The sequence below is a fragment of the Flavobacterium sp. KACC 22763 genome (assembly GCF_028736155.1).
Taxonomy (GTDB): Bacteria; Bacteroidota; Bacteroidia; order Flavobacteriales; family Flavobacteriaceae; genus Flavobacterium.
This window is the reverse complement of the sequence record NZ_CP117879.1, coordinates 5,116,800-5,134,700: the sequence shown is the minus strand read 5'-3', so window position 1 is coordinate 5,134,700 and position 17,901 is coordinate 5,116,800. Positions and strand designations below refer to the sequence as shown.

General features: G+C 32.4%; 18 protein-coding genes. 5 read left to right on the top strand and 13 right to left on the bottom strand.

Going from position 1 to position 17,901, the window contains the following annotated elements:
• Nucleotides 1–166: 166 nt before the first annotated feature.
• A complete protein-coding gene (locus PQ463_RS21585; protein ID WP_274255427.1) occupies nt 167–2,770 on the top strand; it encodes an AsmA-like C-terminal region-containing protein in 2,604 nt (867 codons plus the stop codon).
• A 135-nt stretch (nt 2,771–2,905) separates the two neighbouring features.
• On the opposite strand, the gene PQ463_RS21580 is transcribed toward PQ463_RS21585, so the two are convergent.
• Both PQ463_RS21580 and PQ463_RS21575 read right to left on the bottom strand, forming a co-directional pair.
• Entirely contained in the window at nt 2,906–3,988 is a 1,083-nt protein-coding gene (locus tag PQ463_RS21580; RefSeq protein WP_274255426.1) for a glycosyltransferase family 9 protein, read from the bottom strand.
• A gap of 245 nt (nt 3,989–4,233) precedes the next feature.
• Nucleotides 4,234–5,028, bottom strand: coding sequence for a DUF2797 domain-containing protein (locus tag PQ463_RS21575; protein ID WP_274255425.1), 795 nt, complete (start codon nt 5,026–5,028; stop codon nt 4,234–4,236).
• A 242-nt stretch (nt 5,029–5,270) separates the two neighbouring features.
• Between PQ463_RS21575 and PQ463_RS21570 the strand changes: the two genes are divergently transcribed.
• Both PQ463_RS21570 and PQ463_RS21565 read left to right on the top strand, forming a co-directional pair.
• Nucleotides 5,271–6,782, top strand: coding sequence for a GH3 auxin-responsive promoter family protein (locus PQ463_RS21570; protein ID WP_111364933.1), 1,512 nt, complete (start codon nt 5,271–5,273; stop codon nt 6,780–6,782).
• 14 nt (nt 6,783–6,796) lie between these two features.
• Nucleotides 6,797–7,042, top strand: a complete 246-nt coding sequence (locus PQ463_RS21565; RefSeq protein WP_274255424.1) for a redox-active disulfide protein 2 — start codon at nt 6,797–6,799, stop codon at nt 7,040–7,042.
• Nucleotides 7,043–7,044: 2 nt separating this feature from the next.
• On the opposite strand, the gene PQ463_RS21560 is transcribed toward PQ463_RS21565, so the two are convergent.
• The 7 genes from PQ463_RS21560 to PQ463_RS21530 form a co-directional block, all read right to left on the bottom strand.
• Nucleotides 7,045–7,644: a DUF6707 family protein gene (locus tag PQ463_RS21560; RefSeq protein WP_274255423.1), complete on the bottom strand. Its 600-nt coding sequence runs from the start codon at nt 7,642–7,644 to the stop codon at nt 7,045–7,047.
• A gap of 390 nt (nt 7,645–8,034) precedes the next feature.
• A complete protein-coding gene (gene serB, locus PQ463_RS21555) occupies nt 8,035–9,264 on the bottom strand; it encodes a phosphoserine phosphatase SerB (protein WP_274255422.1) in 1,230 nt (409 codons plus the stop codon).
• 156 nt (nt 9,265–9,420) lie between these two features.
• Nucleotides 9,421–9,858: a VOC family protein gene (locus tag PQ463_RS21550; protein ID WP_111376684.1), complete on the bottom strand. Its 438-nt coding sequence runs from the start codon at nt 9,856–9,858 to the stop codon at nt 9,421–9,423.
• Nucleotides 9,859–9,929: 71 nt separating this feature from the next.
• Nucleotides 9,930–10,367, bottom strand: a complete 438-nt coding sequence (locus PQ463_RS21545) for an SRPBCC family protein (protein ID WP_274255421.1) — start codon at nt 10,365–10,367, stop codon at nt 9,930–9,932.
• A 1-nt stretch (nt 10,368) separates the two neighbouring features.
• Nucleotides 10,369–10,779 (bottom strand): VOC family protein, encoded by a 411-nt coding sequence (locus PQ463_RS21540; RefSeq protein WP_274255420.1) that lies wholly within the window; start codon nt 10,777–10,779, stop codon nt 10,369–10,371.
• A 119-nt stretch (nt 10,780–10,898) separates the two neighbouring features.
• Nucleotides 10,899–11,303, bottom strand: coding sequence for an SRPBCC family protein (locus PQ463_RS21535; protein ID WP_111376682.1), 405 nt, complete (start codon nt 11,301–11,303; stop codon nt 10,899–10,901).
• A gap of 49 nt (nt 11,304–11,352) precedes the next feature.
• The gene (locus PQ463_RS21530; protein WP_274255419.1) at nt 11,353–11,763 is read right to left on the bottom strand and encodes a VOC family protein; all 411 of its coding nucleotides are present in this window, start codon (nt 11,761–11,763) and stop codon (nt 11,353–11,355) included.
• A gap of 141 nt (nt 11,764–11,904) precedes the next feature.
• Here PQ463_RS21530 and PQ463_RS21525 point away from each other — a divergent pair, with 141 nt between their 5' ends.
• Nucleotides 11,905–12,870 carry a GlxA family transcriptional regulator gene (locus tag PQ463_RS21525; protein WP_111376680.1) on the top strand — a complete coding sequence of 322 codons (966 nt, stop codon included), beginning with the start codon at nt 11,905–11,907 and terminating at the stop codon, nt 12,868–12,870.
• 58 nt (nt 12,871–12,928) lie between these two features.
• Nucleotides 12,929–13,402: a hypothetical protein gene (locus PQ463_RS21520; protein ID WP_274255418.1), complete on the top strand. Its 474-nt coding sequence runs from the start codon at nt 12,929–12,931 to the stop codon at nt 13,400–13,402.
• A gap of 277 nt (nt 13,403–13,679) precedes the next feature.
• Here PQ463_RS21520 and clpX read toward each other — a convergent pair whose 3' ends face one another.
• The 4 genes from clpX to PQ463_RS21500 all read right to left on the bottom strand — a co-directional run bounded on the left by clpX (nt 13,680) and on the right by PQ463_RS21500 (nt 17,888).
• Nucleotides 13,680–14,912: an ATP-dependent Clp protease ATP-binding subunit ClpX gene (gene clpX / locus PQ463_RS21515; protein ID WP_008467306.1), complete on the bottom strand. Its 1,233-nt coding sequence runs from the start codon at nt 14,910–14,912 to the stop codon at nt 13,680–13,682.
• A 192-nt stretch (nt 14,913–15,104) separates the two neighbouring features.
• The gene (gene clpP, locus PQ463_RS21510) at nt 15,105–15,779 is read right to left on the bottom strand and encodes an ATP-dependent Clp endopeptidase proteolytic subunit ClpP (protein ID WP_274255417.1); all 675 of its coding nucleotides are present in this window, start codon (nt 15,777–15,779) and stop codon (nt 15,105–15,107) included.
• 328 nt (nt 15,780–16,107) lie between these two features.
• Complete coding sequence (locus PQ463_RS21505; protein WP_274255416.1) at nt 16,108–17,430, bottom strand: trigger factor; 1,323 nt, start codon at nt 17,428–17,430, stop codon at nt 16,108–16,110.
• 113 nt (nt 17,431–17,543) lie between these two features.
• Entirely contained in the window at nt 17,544–17,888 is a 345-nt protein-coding gene (locus tag PQ463_RS21500; RefSeq protein WP_111364915.1) for a phage holin family protein, read from the bottom strand.
• Nucleotides 17,889–17,901 lie beyond the last annotated feature (13 nt).

The window sequence follows — 17,901 nt, the reverse complement described above, 5'->3', positions numbered from 1 at the left end:
CACCCTAAAAAATCCGTTTTGAAAATAGTTCTCAACGGATTTTTTTTATTTAACAATTTTAATAATTTTCTTACATAATTAAGAAAACTTTATCTTTAAACTCTAGTAAAAAAAACTATTTTTGCAGGAGTCGATTTTAAAAATGTAAACCCTCAAATCTATTTATATGCTAAAAAAAGTTTTAAAAATAAGTGCCATAGTCCTTGTGGTATTTGTTGCGGCATTATTTGCCATTCCGTTTTTGTTTAAAGACCAAATCAAAGCTAAAATTGTTGAAGCAATCAACGAAAGTGTTGATGCCAAAGTAAGTTTTACAGATGCTGATTTAAGTTTATTTAAGAATTTTCCAAACGCGACAGTTGGAATCGAGAAATTAGTTATCATTAACAAAGCTCCTTTTGAAGGTGACACCTTGGTTTCGTTAGGAGAATTAAATTTAAAAATGAGCATTAAAGAGCTTTTCAAAGGAAAAGAAGAGCCTTTAAGCATTCAGGGAATTAGTTCTACTAACGGATTAGTAAATATCATTTTCAATAAAGATGGTGTTGGAAACTTTGATATTGCTCTAAAAGACAAAAAAGAAGACAAGAAAGACGAAGCAAGCAAACCACTTGCATTGAAAATTCAAAACTATAAAATTGAGAATTTTACTTTTAGATACATCGATCAAGGTTCTAAGATTAAAATGGTAATTGACAGTTTAAACCACGAAGGGACTGGAGATTTCACCAATTCAAAATTAGATCTGGCTACAAAATCTACTGCAAAAGTTTCATTGGACATGGATAAAATGAATTACATGAAAAATGTGAAACTAACTTTAGACGCTGTTCTTGGAATTGATTTAGAGAAAAGCAAATATACTTTTAAAGAGAATAAAGCTTTAATTAATCAATTGCCATTAGAATTTGACGGATTCATTCAAATGACTGAAAAAGCTCAGATTTATGATTTAAAATTTAAAACTCCTACTTCATCTTTTACCAATTTCTTAGGTTTAATTCCTTCTGCTTATGCTGCTGGTTTAGACGGTGTAAAAACTACTGGAGATTTTACAGTAAATGGTTTTGCAAAAGGAGAATTGACAGATACAACTGTTCCTAAATTTAATATCGAAATTGCATCTAACAATGCTTCTTTCCAATATCCAAACCTTCCAAAATCGGTTCAAAATATTGTAATTGATACGAAAATCATTAACGAGACTGGAATTTTAAATGATACTTATGTCAACCTAGATAAGTTATCTTTTAGAATTGATCAGGATGTTTTCAACGCTAAAGCGAATATCAAAAACATTACTGTAAATCCTATTATCGATGCGGCTTTAAAAGGAACAATCAACTTGGCTAATCTTTCAAAAGCATATCCAATCAAAATGGATAAACCTTTGGCTGGTATATTAAAAGCTGATGTTACAACAAATTTTGATATGGCTTCTGTAGAAAAAAGCCAATATCAAAATATCAAAAATGCTGGTACAATGAGCTTGTCAGGATTTAAATATACTGATGAGAACAACAAATCGATGAACATCAGCACAGCGCTTGTTGAATTCAATCCGAGTAAAATTAACTTGAAGCAATTTGATGCTACGACTGGTAAAAGTGATATTAGCATTAATGGAGTTTTAGAGAATTTCTATGGTTTTATGTTTAAAAAACAAGAACTGAAAGGAAACTTCAACATGAGCTCAAACCAATTGGCTGTTGACGATTTCATGACTGCTGGTGAACCTGCAAAAGAAGAAACCAAAACTCCAGCAAAGCCAGCTGATGCAATGAAGATTCCTGCTTTCTTAAATTGTACATTAAACGCAAAAGCAACAACGGTTTTATATGACAATTTAAAACTAAAAGATGTTTCTGGTAGATTGCTTATTAAAGATGAAAAAGCAACTCTTGAAAACTTTAAAACAAATATTTTCGGAGGATCTATTGGTCTTAACGGAGCAGTTTCTACAAAAGAAAAAGTGCCAACTTTTGACATGAATTTAGGCTTTAATCAAGTTGATATTGCACAGACATTTACGCAGTTGGACATGATGAAAAAAATTGCACCAATTGCTGGAATCATTAACGGAAAACTGAATTCAACTATCAAACTGAATGGTAATTTGGACGCAAAAGAATTGACTCCAGATCTTAAATCGATTTCTGGAGATTTAATCGGACAATTACTGTCTACTACAGTAAACTCGAAAAACTCCACTTTACTTACTGCATTAAGTTCGAATGTGAAGTTTGTTGATTTAAATAAAGTGAATCTGAATGACATTAAAGCGGCTTTAACTTTTGATAACGGAAAAGTAAATGTTAAACCTTTTGATATTAAATACCAAGATATTAAAGTAACTGTTGGAGGAACTCATGGTTTTGATCAAACTATGAATTATACTCTAAAATTTGATGTTCCTGCCAAATATTTAGGAACTGAAGCCAATAATTTAATTTCAAAAATGTCCCCTGCTGATGCTGCTAAACTGGATAATATTCCAATCAATGCTTCTTTGACTGGTAATTTTTCAAATCCTAAAATCAGTACAGATATGAAAGCTGCTGTGAGCAATTTAACCACACAATTGGTAAATCAGCAGAAAGAAAAACTGACTCAAAAAGGAACTTCAGCGCTTACCGATTTGATCAACAAAAATACTAAGGCAAAAGATACGACTCAGGCTGCTAAAACTGAAAAAGAGCAGAAAACTCAAGAAGTAACCAAAAAAGCAAGTGATTTATTGAATGGTCTTTTCAAGAAAAAGAATCCATAAAAAGGTGCTGAGATGCTAAGGTTCTAAGGCACTAAGCTTTTCTAAAGCTAAAAAAAACTTAAAACCTCAGCACCTTAGAGCCTTAGCATCTTAAAAAACAAAAAATCCTGTTCATTCGAACAGGATTTTTTGTTTTTATATTGCTTTTGAATAACTATTTAATCTTCCATTATTCAAAATTGTATTTATCGTTTTTATGTATTGTTTTTTCGTGTAGAGATTTACGTCTATACCGATACTGCAATTATCATAAGGTTCGTATTTTTTTAGATTAGAAACAGAAAACAGTCCGATAGTTGGTGTATGTACAGCGCTTGACAAATGCATGATTCCACTATCTGCACCAATAAATAACTCAGCATTTGCAATAACTGATCCTATCTCGCGAATATCTTTGCTATAAAATGTTGGTGCTTTAAATCCGATTTGAGACACATTTTCTACAGGCAGAATTTCAATAATATTATAATCTTTATATTCTGAAATAAGCTGAGAATAAAATTTTTCCCACCACTCTTCTGATAGACATTTTGCTCCTGTTGCGTAAGTAAAAATGCAGATTGTTTTTTTATCGTTATTGGTCAGTTCTTTTAATATTTTTCTGCCTTCTGTAATTTCAGAAGCTGATAATTTGAGATCTATAGGAGCAATTATTTTATTGCTGTTTGTCGGCATTCTCAGTTTTGATAAAAAATTTCGGAAATTATAAACGGGATATTTTGCGATATGTTCAAAATCATTTTTTTGCTCTGCCGACTCCTCGTTGGAATCTCCAAAAAACTTGTATTTTGCATTTGAAAATTGAACTGCCAATCGGCCCGAAGAAGAATTTTGATCTACATTAATGGCTAAATCGTAGTGTGCTCTTTTTAATGAAATCCAAACCTTTGAGTATTCCACTAAGCTTTTAAATGGTTTTTTCGGCAAATGAATTATTTTGTCAACAACGTCATATTTTTCAAAAATAATGGGAGCCAATGTACCTTTTACAAATAAATCAATTTTACAATTTGGAAACATTTCAGACACTTCCTGAACGAGTGGTGTAATCAATAAAAGGTTTCCTAACCTTCCATTTGGTCTACAAATAAGAACTTTTTTGATTTCGCTCTTATCGACCAAAATAAAATCGTCTTGCATATTTGCCTTTCCAACATTCTTTGTGAGGCTCCGCATTATGCTACGTCTGTGCACATTTATTTTGTTTAAAACACTCATTTATGGAATAATTTACGATTACAAAATCTTGATTAATTTAGAAATAGTGGTATTTTCAAATCTACCTTCTTTTATTTTCTAAAAATAAATTCTTCCAATAAGCATTTGTTACAAAATTGTAATCAAATGTATCAATATTCACATGCTATTGTCTTTGGAATTGAGTTAAAATTACAATAAATTATCTTGTATTTAACAAATTACTAGACAGTTACGCAAAAAACATCGACAATTCCCCAGAAACTCTAGACGTCTATTGTGACCACATAACCTTCTGATCCGCGGATATTAAATACCGTTCCATTCTCAAATAATAAATACTGCCCTTTAATTCCAGTTAGTTTTCCGCTAAAAGAAGGGGTTTTATCTAAGTTTAAACTATTCACTTTTGAAGGATAGCTTAAAACTGGATATTGAAGTTCGTAAACGTCATTTTTTTGAGCATAAAAATAATCTTTAACTTCTGCTGGAATTAAACTTTCAATTTTGGCTTTTTCTGCAATAAGGTCAAAATTCTCAACAGAATTCTGCAACATTTTTCTCCAATTGGTTTTATCGGTATAATGATCTTTTAGTGCCACCTCAGTTATTCCAGCCAGATATCGGTTTGGAACCTCAACAATTGCAATAGCTTGAGAAGCGCCTTGATCTATCCAACGAGTTGGAACCTGCGATTTACGGGTTACGCCAACTTTTATTTCGCAAGCTGAAGCCAAATAAACAATGTGAGGCTGCAACTGAGCTTTTGATTCATATTCTAAATCTCTATCTGCAATTCCTAGATGCGCCGTGCTCAATTCTGGTCTCATAATCCAATCTCCAACTGCTGGACTTGAATAGAAGCACTCGTAACAAAAACCTTGTCGGTATATTTTTTTCTTTTTACCGCAATTCAAGCATTGGTAGCCTACAAAATTGATTTCAATTTCTTTATCCAATAATTGATTCACATTTAAGAAACTATCTTCAAAAACCAAATAATATTGAATTGGGCTTCCAAGTTCGGTTTGCATTTTTGTCAGTACGCCTTGATATTGCATTTGTATTTTTATTTATAATTGCTGATTTCGATTTATCAAAAGATTTAAAATTTTTTGTGTTAAAATTCGTTTTATTAGATAGAATCTTTACTTCAAATAGAATTGTTTTTTACAAAAAAATATTATTTTTGATATGAAGACAAAGTTACTATTTGTCTCTCGATATTCAAATTTTAAGTTTTTTGTTTTGCAAAGATTGTAAGATTTAAAAACCTAAAATCCTTTAACTAAAAAACACATCCATGCCTTTATCAATTATCAATTCGTTTGCATCCTGGGTCCTCAAACAAAGGATTCATCAAATAGAACTTTTTTTAAAATACCCAAATGAAGTTCAAGAAGAATTATTGCATAACTTATTGACGGCATCTGAAAATACAGTTATTGGAAAAAAATATGAATTTTCGAGCATTAATTCATATCAGACATTTGCTGAAAGAGTTCCTATTGCAACTTATGAAGAATTACAGCCACTTATTGAACGCACACGTTTGGGAGAGCAAAACGTTTTTTGGGAAAGTCCAATTAAATGGTTTGCCAAATCGAGTGGCACAACAAATGCAAAAAGTAAATTTATTCCTGTAAGCAATGAAGCTCTGGAAGATTGCCATTACAAGGGCAGTAAAGATCTTTTGTGTCTTTATTTAAATAATAATGAAGATTCTGAATTGTTTTTAGGAAAAAGTCTTCGCTTGGGCGGAAGCTCTCAGATTTACGAAAACAACAATACTTTCTTTGGAGATTTATCGGCTATTTTGATTGAAAACATGCCTATTTGGGCCGAATTCAGCAGTACTCCAAGCAGTAAAACTTCGTTAATGAGCGAATGGGAAACGAAAATTGCAGCCATTATCAACGAAACTAAAAATGAAAATGTAACCAGTTTTGCTGGAGTTCCGTCTTGGATGCTGGTTTTAATGAATAAAGTTCTTGAAAACACAGGCAAACAGAGCTTATTAGAACTTTGGCCAAATCTGGAAGTTTATTTTCATGGAGGCGTAAGTTTTTCTCCTTATAGAGAACAGTACAAAAAACTATTGCCAAGCAAGGATTTTAGATATTACGAAATATACAATGCTTCTGAAGGCTTTTTTGCGATTCAGGATTTAAATAATTCAAGCGATTTATTATTAATGCTGGATTACGGAATTTTCTATGAATTTATTCCGATGGATACTTTTGGAACTCCAAACCAAAAAGTGGTTCGTCTGGCAGATGTTGAATTGAATAAAAACTACGCCATTGTTATTACTACAAATTCTGGCTTGTGGCGTTATTTAATTGGCGATACGGTTCGTTTTACTTCTTTAAATCCGTACAGAATTAGAGTTACGGGAAGAACCAAACATCATATTAATGTTTTTGGCGAAGAACTAATGGTTGAAAATACTGATCAAGCTATTGCAAAAGCTTGTCAGGTGACTCAAACTGAAGTTATCGATTATACGGTTGCTCCTATTTTTATGCACGACAAAGAAAAAGGCGCTCATGAGTGGATGATCGAATTCAAGAAAGATCCTGCCGATGTAGGTCTTTTCCAAAAAGTACTAGATGAAACCTTGCAAACCCTAAATTCCGACTACGAGGCGAAACGCTATAACAATATGACATTAAATCCTTTGGTGGTTAATGTTGCCAGAGAGAACTTATTTTATGACTGGCTAAAGGAAAGAGATAAATTGGGCGGTCAGCATAAGATTCCGAGGCTTTCGAATCAGAGAGACTATTTGGAACAATTGAAAGAAATGTGCTAATAACAACTTACAAAATGAAAGACACAAAATTCAGCGAAATGACCACTGAAGAACTGATTAAAAATCAGAAAACATTAAAAACCGTGAATACTATTTTTTGCGTGGTTCTTTTTATGTTATTCATTCTTAATATATTCATTGTTTTTATGAAAGGGTTTAGCGCTATGAATGTTATTCCTGTTGCGTTATTGCCTATTCTTTTCTTGAATCTGAAGAATTTAAAGGAAATTAAAAAGGAGTTGGAATCTAGAAGGCAATAGATTCACTGGTTTTTTAAAATATTTATATAATCATAAATGTCGCTTTCAATTAGTTGATTTTTTTGAATCAAATCAGGGTAAACCCCTTCTTCTTTATAGCGAATCATTTTAATAATTGCTATAAATCGCCAATTATTTGCTTCTTTTATATCATTATCTATTAGACTACTTTCAATTTCTTCTTTACAGTTAATTTCACTATAAATTGTACGATTGATTATTTTTTCTCTCAATCGCTCTTTCTTTTCTTTAGTATCAAAAACTTCATTTGGAATAAGATCGTGTTCAATTATCTTTTCAATTATTTTGTTCGCTTCTGATAAATTCCCTCTCTCTCTTAATATCCTAACTTTTAACATCCATAAATTATGTATGTAATCCCAAACATTATATTTGCCATTAAAACTAACATTAGTTGTTTCATCAATAATTTTTATTGCATTTTCTAAATCTCCAATAATATAAATCCAAAAAGCAAGATCGTTTAAATTTCTGATATCTTTTTCACTATTAAAAGAACATTTTTCTTGTAACTTCTTACAAAGTGATGTTACTATTTTATTTTGATGCTTTAATCTGATATTTTCAAATAATTCTTTCATGCCAATATTTATTTATAACTTCTCTTGTTTAGATAATTTAACAAAAGTAAAAAAGAAAACAGACTCCAATATCCTTTAAATAGCAGAATTATAACAAATTAAGACACTAAGTTAAACTTATTACACACGATAATTCCACTAAACCCGCATGAGGGATAGAAGTGGAAATCCTTTTTATTTTTTCTTTAAAAATAAAAAGATTGCAGCGGATAGCCCGACCCGCCTTTTTCTGGCGGGGCATGCCCAAATAAAAAACCTCAGCTCTTTATTAAAAAAGACTGAGGTTTGTTTTTTTTTATTTTGATTGTCGAGCTACTTGCGGAGATCCCTCGTTCCTCGGGATGACAAAAATTGGGTTGACTCCTTCTACTTCACTCAGGATGACAATTACTACATCATATCGATATATCTATCGTGGTATCCTAATAAGTATAAAACACCGTCAAGACCTAAACTTGAAATTGAAGTTGAAGCACTTTCTTTTACTTTTGGTTTGGCATGGAAAGCGATTCCAAGACCTGCTAAGTTTAGCATTGGCAAATCGTTTGCTCCGTCTCCAACCGCAATAGTTTGGTTAATGTGAATTCCTTCTTTTTCGGCGATTGCTTTTAGATATTCTGCTTTTTTCTGACCGTCTACGATATCGCCGATATATTTACCGGTTAGTTTACCATCTTTTATTTCCAATTGATTGGCATGAACATAGTCAATTCCTAATTCTTTTTGAAGATATTCTCCGAAATAAGTAAATCCTCCTGAAAGAATTGCGGTTTTATAACCATAATATTTTAAAGCTTTCATCAAACGATGTGCGCCTTGCGTGATTGGCAAATTAATCGCAACGTTTTGCAACACTTCTTCGCTTAAACCTTCCAAAAGAGCCATACGCTTTTTGAAACTTTCGTTGAAATCAATTTCACCATTCATAGCCGATTCTGTAATGGCACGAACTTGATCTCCTACCCCATTCAATTCTGCCAATTCATCGATTACTTCAGTTTGAATTAAAGTCGAATCCATATCAAAGCAAACCAAACGGCGGTTTCTTCTGTAAATATTATCTTCCTGGAAAGAGATATCAACGTTGAGCGTTCTGGAAATTTCCATAAAACTAGCTGTCATGGTAATCTTGTCGACAATTTCGCCTGTAACAGACAATTGAATACAAGAACGTGGATATTCTTCTTTTTCTACAATAGAAGTTCTTCCTGTTAATCGGATAATAGAATCAATATTTAAATTCTGATCTGACAATATTTGGGTCACTGCAGACAATTGTGATGCTGCCAGTTTTTCTCCCAAAATATTGATGATATAACGCTGTTTTGATTGTGATTTTACCCAAGTTTCGTAATCTTCGATAGAAATCGGAATAAATTTTACTTTGATTTCCAATTCGTATGCTTTGAACAAAAGATCTTTTAAAACGGGCGCTGAAGAAGAACCTGCAGCAATTTCGAACAAAATTCCTAAGGAAAGTGTATCATGTATATCAGCTTGCCCGATATCTAAAATATTAGCGTCGTACGTTGCTAATACAGCTGTTAAACCTGCTGTAACTCCAATTTTATCGTGTCCAGAAACTTTTAATAAAATAATTTCTTTATCTTCTGCTGCCATTTTTCTTTCTTGATTATGAAGCGACAAAAATCGGCAATCTCTTGTTGATAAAAAAGAATAATCATTGTTTTTTTGAAACAAAAAAGCACATTTCCATGTGCTTTTTCGAGTAATTTAACATTTCTGTTTTATTATTAAAATAACATAACTTTTATGTTATTTCTTGTTCATGTTTTCGTCAAAATTTACCATCCAATTGATTCCAAATTTGTCTTTAAACATTCCGAAATAAGCTCCCCAGAAAGTTTTGTTCATTGGCATTTCTACTTTTCCTCCTGCAGAAAGTCCGTTAAAAATTCTATCTGCCTCTTCTGTGCTTTCTGTATTAATAGAAACGGAAAAGTTTTCTCCAATAGGCAAATCGCCAAATCTTGTCGAACTATCACTTCCCATTAAAATAGTATCTCCAATTGGAAGGGAAACGTGCATTATTCTTTCAGCGTCTGCTTCAGAAACTTGATCACATCCTTCTTCTTTTGGCATGTCTTTAAATTTTCCAATATATGGAAATTCACCTCCAAAAACGGATTTGTAAAATAGAAATGCTTGTTCGCAATTTCCATTAAATAATAAATAAGGATTTACTGTTGCCATGATATTTTTTTTAATTGTTAATTATAAATTTTAAATTATTAGTTGCTCTTCTTTCTTCTATTCTCTTGCTTTTACTTCTCAGACAATTCTTTAATCAATTCCACCGCTTTTGGAAAAGCGTCTTTGAAATAATCAATATGTTTTTCGATTACATCTACCTCAACATGAAGATTTACAGCATCTCCTTTTTGAGTTAGTTTATAAGTTTCCAATGCACCACTCCATTTTTCCGTTTCCGCATTTGGTGGCACTTCTTTAAAATCTTTGATTTCACCAAGATGCTTAAAAGCCATATATTCGTTCGGCATTTTAGTCTCAATAAGACTATTCATTCCTGCTCCGCCAGGACCTAAAAAATAAATTTTATCTCCTTCGTTCCAATTCGATTCTGCATAACTTCCTTCGCAAAAAGCGCTTGTCCACTTTCTGTAAGTTTCATCATCCCATAAGACTTTCCAAATTTTTTCTTTAGAAGCCTTTATCTCAATATTAAACACTAATTTTTCCATCTTAATCTGGTAATTTACTAAAATCCATAAATAAAACATTCCAACGATGACCGTCCAAATCGGTAAAACCGCAACCGTACATCCAGCCCTGACTTTCGGCTGGAGGAGCAAAAACGTTTCCGCCGGCTTCTTTGACTTTTTCAGCTAATTCATCAACTTCTTCCCTACTTTCTGCGTCGATCGAAATCAAGACTTCTGAACTTGATTTCGTATCGGTAATACTGTTTTGAGAAAAACTTGAAAAAAGCATTTCTTCAAAAAGCATTATTACAAAATGTCCTTCACCTACAATCATGCACGTCGAACTTGGCGTATCATGCTGTTCATTAAACGAAAAACCAATTTTCCAGAAAAAGTCTTTCGCTTTTGCCACATCCTTTACAGGAAGATTCAACCATATTTGTTTTGTCATTTTTTGTTTTTTTTTGTTGGGGTTAGATATTTATTTCTTTTTAAACCATATAAGAGATATAAGCAAATTTAAGTTTGTAATCTTTGAACCTTTGTTACTTTGAGCCTGTGAACCTAAAATTAATTAGCTTCAACGTAACTTTTAAAATTATCTAGAATTGCCTGCCAGCCAGCACGCTGCATTTCTTCTGGGTTTTGTGTTTCTGGGTCAAAACTTTCAATTATCTCAACACCGTCTGCTGTTTTTGTAAAAGTAATTTCGACTTTTCTTCCATCTCCCATAACATACGAAAGCGCTTCGTTTGGTTTTACAAGAGTAAATTCACCTCCAAAATCAAAACTCATACTTCCGTCTTTTGCCGCCATAGTCGATTTGAATTTCCCTCCTTCTCTCAAATCAGCTTCTGCGTAAGGTGTGTGCCAATCAGGAGAAGCAAAACTCCATTTTGTAATATGTTCCGGAGTATTCCAAAAGTTCCAAACTTTGTCAAGAGATGCATTCACGGTGTTTTTAATTGTTATCATTTTTATAGTTTTTTAATATTCTTTTGTTTGATCTGTTTCGTATTAATTATTACATATTTTCTGGAATCTGACTTTCATCCATAAAGAAAACTTCCCAATGATGCCCGTCAACATCCAAAAAAGTTCTTTGATACATCCAGCCATAATCATTTGTCTGGTTATAATCTGTTCCACCTGATTTGATGGCTTTTTCCATCATTTCATCAACCTGCTCTCGAGTGTCTACAGAAATAGCAATAATAGCTTCACTAGTTGTTGTTGAATCACAAATTTGTTTTTTGGTAAAGGTTTGATAAAACTCTTCTACCAAAATCATCACAAATATATTTTCATCAATAACCAAACAAGCTCCTTTTTCATTTGTGAATTTTGGATTGGTCGAAAAACCAAGTCCGTTATAAAAAGACACTGCCCTGTTTAAATCTTTTACAGCAAGATTTAAGAAGATTTTTGTTTTCATCTTTATAAAATTACGAATTAATTAAAACAAATTTAATTTTTTAAGATTACTTAAAAATGCCAATAAAAGTCATTTTTAGGGGCATTTAAGACATTTTACTTATTTTTGTAAGATATTGAAACTTCAAAAAACCAAAATATCATGAGCACGAAACTAGGCTTAATCATACCTCACGATTATAAATTACTGAGCATCGCGGCAATATTAGAGGTATTCGAAACTACCAATAAACTTACTCCTGGAACCGAAAAACCATTTGAAATTATGATTTTTCAGTCGCAAGAGCAAAACGATCAAGGAAATTTATTTGGATATAAAAGCAACGCAATTGAAACTTCAGATAGTATTCTAGACTTAATTTTAATTCCCGCTTTTACGACAGATAATATGAGCGAGATGATTAAAAAGAATAAAAGTTTTATTCCGTGGTTGCAAAAACAGCATAAAGCTGGAGCCGAATTAGCCAGTTTTTGCACGGGAGCTTTCTTGTTTGCCGCTTCTGGTTTACTGAATGAAAAATTGGCCACTACACATGTTGATGCCTGCAGCGCATTTACCAAAGCTTTTCCGATGGTAAAATTAAAACCAGAAGAAACTTTGACTGCAGACGGGAGTTTATACACTAGTGGAGGATCTACCTCAACTTTTCACTTACTGATTCTTTTGGTTCAGAAATTCTGCGGTAATGAGATGGCAGTTAAAATTGCCAAAATATTCTCAATCGACCTGAACAGATACAAACAAAGCTATTTCAGCACTTTTAGACCCAACCATTTGCACAATGATTCTTTGGTAGCCATGTTACAGCAAAAAATTGAGAATCAATACCATTCCATCGAAAAACTGGAAGAAATCACAAAAGATATTCCGACAAGTACCAGAAACATGACACGCCGTTTTAAACAAGTGACAGGAATTCCTCCGATAGAATATTTGCAAAATATAAGAGTCGAAAGTTCGAAGAAATACCTAGAGCAAACCCAGCTTTCCATTTCAGAAATCATCGAGAAAACAGGCTATAATGACCCAAAAGCTTTCAGAAAAGTGTTTTATAAAATGGTCGGCATGAAACCTATTGAATATCGCGAAAAATTTAGAGTGCAATAAATGTTTTTTTTATAACTATTTTTCTTATTTTTAGCTTCGGTTTCTAAATTTTAAAAACATGAAAAGAATTTTCGGAATTTTATTAATTACTTTATTTTCAGTTAGCTGTGATTCAAATCCTTTTAAAGAAGAATCTATTGATGGATTTAGCCTTGATGCCTTTGTAGACTTCAGCATTGTTAATTCTAAAAACGAAGATTTATTAAATCCGAACAATCCTGACAGTTATGACCGAAGTAAAATAAAAATACTTTTTTTATTAGACGGAAAATTGGTTCCTCAATATAAAGGAAACTTAGATTACCCAAATTTCTTCACTATTTATCAAAATTCAGATCGATATGTAATTAGGGTTTTCTTAAATTATGATGAGGGAGAAAAATTCCCTGAAACATATATTCAATGGAATGAAAATGAAAAAGACATCGTAAAGGTTGAATATTCTAGAACAAAAAATTCTATTAGCAAAAAAAATGTTTGGTTTAACGATCAAGCAATTACTAGTCCTACTTATTTTACTATTACAAAATAATCCTTTTAGCTAGTTATTGTATTTATGTTTTTATAATCCGCATTAGGTTTTTTATTGGTTTTCAGAAACAGTTGTTTCTTTTTTTTCCTTATTACAAGAAAAAACAAATGCCAGACAAATTATAAAAAACATTCTCATCACATTAACGATCTACTCAAAAGCACAAACGAAAATAGGGTTTAAAAAAAGTATAAAAAAAAAGACCTGTTCAAATAAATGAACAGGTCTTTTTATTGATTTTATTAAAATTCAAAACTTTAACAAAGTTATCTTAACTTTAAGAAGCAATTTCCATACGTTTCAATAAGTTTTTACTTAACGTATGTTCTGCATACTCTTTATCGATTGTCAAACTAATATCGTCTGATGTTGGCAATTCATACATCGCATCTGTCAAGATAGCTTCGCATAAAGAACGTAATCCACGAGCACCTAACTTATATTCTAAAGCTTTATCTACAATAAAATCTAAAGCTTCATCCGTAATTGTAAACTCAACATCATCCATTAAGAATAGTTTCTGATATTGTTTGATCAACGCATTTTTAGGCTGTGTTAAAATGGCACGAAGCGTTGCTTTATCCAAAGGATCCATATGCGTTAAAACTGGTAAACGTCCAATAATCTCAGGAATCAAACCAAAGTCTTTAATGTCTTTTGGAATGATATATTGCAATAAATTGTCTTTGTCGATATTGTCAGTGTTTTTAGAAGTTGAATAACCAACTGCCTGACGGTTTAAACGTTTTGAAATAATACGCTCCACTCCATCAAAAGCTCCACCAGCAATAAATAAGATATTTTGAGTATTTACCTCAACAAATTTTTGGTCTGGGTGTTTACGTCCTCCTTTTGGCGGTACGTTTACAACTGTTCCTTCCAACAATTTTAATAATGCCTGCTGAACACCTTCTCCAGAAACGTCACGAGTTATTGATGGATTATCGCTCTTACGGGCAATTTTATCAATCTCATCAATAAATACGATTCCTCTTTCTGCTTTTGCTACATCATAATCTGCAGCCTGAAGCAAACGAGTCAAAATACTTTCAACGTCTTCTCCAACATAACCTGCTTCGGTCAATACTGTAGCATCAACAATAGCCAAAGGAACATCTAACATTTTAGCAATAGTTTTTGCTACTAATGTTTTTCCAGTTCCCGTCTGACCCACCATAATGATGTTGCTTTTTTCAATCTCCACTTCATCGTCTAATTGCTGTTGCATTAAACGTTTGTAGTGATTATAAACCGCAACCGACATCACTTTTTTAGTCTGATCTTGACCAATAACATATTGATCTAGGAAAGCTCTAATTTCTTTTGGTTTCTTTAAAATTAAGTCCCCAACTAGTTTTGCGCTTCCGCTAGATTTTAATTCTTCTAAAACAATTCCGTGTGCCTGTTCAATACACTTATCACAAATATGTGCATTGATACCAGCTATTAATAAATTAGTTTCTGGCTTCTTTCTTCCACAAAACGAACATTCTAATACTACTTTTGCCATTCTTTATTTAAGTTACTAAGCTGCAAAGATACTAAGTTTCTAAGCTTTTTAATTTAATAAAAACTTAAAAACTTAATCCTTTGCAGCTTAAGTCTTTATTTTTTGTTTCAAGTTTCAAGTTTCAGGTTTCAAGTTGGCACGTTATTTACAGAACTTGAAACCTGAAACTTGAAACAATTTAAACTTTAAAAATTATCCTCTTCTTAATACTTCGTCAATCATTCCGTACTCTTTAGCTTCGTCAGCGATCATCCAATAATCACGCTCACTGTCTTTGTGTACTTTGTCAAAAGGCTGACCTGAATGGTGAGAAATGATGTTGTATAATTCATCTTTTAATTTCAACATCTCACGTAAATTGATTTCCATATCTGTTGCAACACCTTGTGCTCCTCCAGATGGCTGGTGAATCATTACTCTTGAGTGAGGCAATGCAGAACGTTTTCCTGCGGCTCCTGCACACAATAAAACGGCTCCCATAGAAGCTGCCATTCCTGTACAGATTGTTGCCACATCTGGTTTAATGTACTGCATGGTATCATAAATTCCTAAACCTGCATAAACACTTCCTCCTGGCGAGTTTAAGTAAATTTGAATATCTTTTGAAGCGTCAGCGCTTTCTAAAAATAACAACTGAGCCTGAACGATATTAGCAATCTGATCGTCAATACCAGTTCCTAAAAAGATAATTCTATCCATCATTAATCTTGAGAAAACGTCTAATTGAGAAATATTCAACTGACGCTCTTCAATAATATATGGAGTCATGTTTGTTGGCGTCATTGCAGCTACGATTTTATCGTAATACATTGCGTTTACTCCTTGGTGCTTTGTAGCAAATTTTTTGAATTCTTTACCGTAGTTCATATTTTTAGTTTATAAAGTTTGAAAGTCTATAGTCAGAAATTGACTAAAACGAATTAAACAAAGTTCATACCTTTTTACAAGAGATGCCAATTTGTCTTCTTTTTTAAGATGCTAAGATTCTAAGCTACTAAGGTTCTAAGTTTTTTTTCTAAGAAACGTTTACCAACTTGAAACCTGAAACAAAAAAAAGAACGTCAACAGAATAAAAAATTCCATTGACGTTCAAATATAATTATTTTTATCTTTCAGTTTCTGTAATAAAATCTTAATTTTTAAAAAGTATACCTCTTAACTTTCGACTTTAGAACTTTTAACTTTCAGACTAAATTTATTCTCCGTAAGAAGCTGCAATAAATTCTTCGTAAGTAACCTCTTTTGTAGTTGGGTTAGCTTTTTCTTTGAAGATATCTAACATTTTAGCTGCTACAACTTGCTCAGAAAGTCTTTTCACCTCATCTTGGTTAGATAAAACTCTAGCCACGATTCCTTGAACTTCTTCGTCAGTTGGGTTTGTTTGTCCAAATTGAGCCATTTGTTGTCTGATTGCGTTTGATGTAAACTCTTTCAAATCTTCAAATGTAATTTGGATATTGCTTTGAGCTAATGCTTTTCCTTCGATTAATTGGAAACGTAATCCTTTTTCAGATCTTGCGTATTCAACCTCAGCTTCTTCTGCAGTTAATTTTTTCTCACCTACAGTTTGCAACCATTTTTTAAGGAATTCAGCTGGTAAATCGAATTTTGTGTTTTCGATTAAGAAATCCTGAACATCTAATAATAATTTTTGGTCAGCTTGCTGTGCGAATTGAGCCTCAGCATCTTCTTTAATTTTAGCTTTTAAATCTTCTAAAGAAGCTACTTTTCCTTCACCAAAAAGTTTATCAAATAATTCTTGGTTTAATTCAGCTGGCTCAGAACCATTGATAGCGCTGATAGTAAAGTTTACCTCAACATCTAAACCGTGAACACCTTCGTGACCAACTTTTAAGTAATCCATTAATTGGTGATCGTCTTCAAATAAACCTTTTGTGCTTACTGTAACAACATCTCCAACTTTTTTACCTGTGAATTGTTTTTGAGCTTTTTTGCTGAAAGTATCAACAGAGATTGTAGTAGTATTGTTGATTCCGTTTGCTTCATTTGAGAAAGTTCCAGTTAAATCAGATTTAGCATCAGATACTTCTTGTGGAACTGCTTTTCCAAATTGTTTTTGGATACGCTCAACTTGTCCGTCGATTAATTTATCGTCAGCAGTAACGATATATTTTACGATATTGTTTTTAGCTTCAAGATCAATTTCGAAGTTTGGCACTAAACCAATTTCGTATTCAAAAGTTAATTCTTCAGCATCCCAGTTAAAATTTTCGTTTACTTTAGCAAGAGGAGTTCCTAAAAGATTTAATCTTTCAGATTGAATATAACGCTCTAAAGCCAAATCAACTACTTTTTTGATCTCTTCTTGCTTAATAGCTTTTCCGTATTGTTTTTCAACAAGATCTTTAGGCACGGCACCTTTTCTAAATCCTTTTACTTGCGCTAAAGGCATTTTTTCGTTAATTCTTTTTGCTACTTGACCTTTATAATCCATATGAACAACGTTCATAACGATTGTCTCGTTTACAGCGTCTATTGCTACTCTTTTAATATCCATCTTCTTCTTTAATTTACGTAATAAAATTGGGTTGCAAAATTATAAAATTTTTGCAACCCAACCAAGTTTTTAATCTATTGTATTTGAAGCAGTTTTAATCTGCCGATTTGTTTTTATTTATCGTCTCCTAGTATTTTATAAGTAAGAGATTGAAGTATAGACAAAATAATGCTGAATATTAATGCTGTCCAAAATGAATTTACTGCAAAACCGCCTACAATATTAGTGCACAGTAAAATAATTACCGCGTTGATCACCAGTAAAAACAAACCTAGAGTGACAAAAGTAACAGGCAAGGTCAAAATCACTAAAATTGGTTTTATAAAAACGTTCAGCAATCCTAAAACTACTGCTACAATTACAGCTGTACCAAAACTAGCAACATGCACTCCCGTCAGAATATTAGACAATAATAAGACTAAAGCAGCAGTAACAAGGAGTCTAAGTAATAATTTCATAGTTCTTGAGGTT

Bases quoted from the DNA above. Each gene is read 5' to 3' on its own strand.
- PQ463_RS21545 (WP_274255421.1), bottom strand. From the start codon at position 10,367: ATGGAAAAATTAGTGTTTAATATTGAGATAAAGGCTTCTAAAGAAAAA.
- PQ463_RS21535 (WP_111376682.1), bottom strand. From the start codon at position 11,303: ATGATAACAATTAAAAACACCGTGAATGCATCTCTTGACAAAGTTTGG.
- PQ463_RS21520 (WP_274255418.1), top strand. From the start codon at position 12,929: ATGAAAAGAATTTTCGGAATTTTATTAATTACTTTATTTTCAGTTAGC.
- PQ463_RS21570 (WP_111364933.1), top strand. From the start codon at position 5,271: ATGCCTTTATCAATTATCAATTCGTTTGCATCCTGGGTCCTCAAACAA.
- PQ463_RS21565 (WP_274255424.1), top strand. From the start codon at position 6,797: ATGAAAGACACAAAATTCAGCGAAATGACCACTGAAGAACTGATTAAA.
- clpP (WP_274255417.1), bottom strand. From the start codon at position 15,779: ATGAACTACGGTAAAGAATTCAAAAAATTTGCTACAAAGCACCAAGGA.
- PQ463_RS21500 (WP_111364915.1), bottom strand. From the start codon at position 17,888: ATGAAATTATTACTTAGACTCCTTGTTACTGCTGCTTTAGTCTTATTA.
- PQ463_RS21505 (WP_274255416.1), bottom strand. From the start codon at position 17,430: ATGGATATTAAAAGAGTAGCAATAGACGCTGTAAACGAGACAATCGTT.
- PQ463_RS21540 (WP_274255420.1), bottom strand. From the start codon at position 10,779: ATGACAAAACAAATATGGTTGAATCTTCCTGTAAAGGATGTGGCAAAA.
- PQ463_RS21530 (WP_274255419.1), bottom strand. From the start codon at position 11,763: ATGAAAACAAAAATCTTCTTAAATCTTGCTGTAAAAGATTTAAACAGG.
- PQ463_RS21525 (WP_111376680.1), top strand. From the start codon at position 11,905: ATGAGCACGAAACTAGGCTTAATCATACCTCACGATTATAAATTACTG.
- PQ463_RS21560 (WP_274255423.1), bottom strand. From the start codon at position 7,644: ATGAAAGAATTATTTGAAAATATCAGATTAAAGCATCAAAATAAAATA.
- PQ463_RS21585 (WP_274255427.1), top strand. From the start codon at position 167: ATGCTAAAAAAAGTTTTAAAAATAAGTGCCATAGTCCTTGTGGTATTT.
- PQ463_RS21580 (WP_274255426.1), bottom strand. From the start codon at position 3,988: ATGAGTGTTTTAAACAAAATAAATGTGCACAGACGTAGCATAATGCGG.
- serB (WP_274255422.1), bottom strand. From the start codon at position 9,264: ATGGCAGCAGAAGATAAAGAAATTATTTTATTAAAAGTTTCTGGACAC.
- clpX (WP_008467306.1), bottom strand. From the start codon at position 14,912: ATGGCAAAAGTAGTATTAGAATGTTCGTTTTGTGGAAGAAAGAAGCCA.
- PQ463_RS21575 (WP_274255425.1), bottom strand. From the start codon at position 5,028: ATGCAATATCAAGGCGTACTGACAAAAATGCAAACCGAACTTGGAAGC.
- PQ463_RS21550 (WP_111376684.1), bottom strand. From the start codon at position 9,858: ATGGCAACAGTAAATCCTTATTTATTATTTAATGGAAATTGCGAACAA.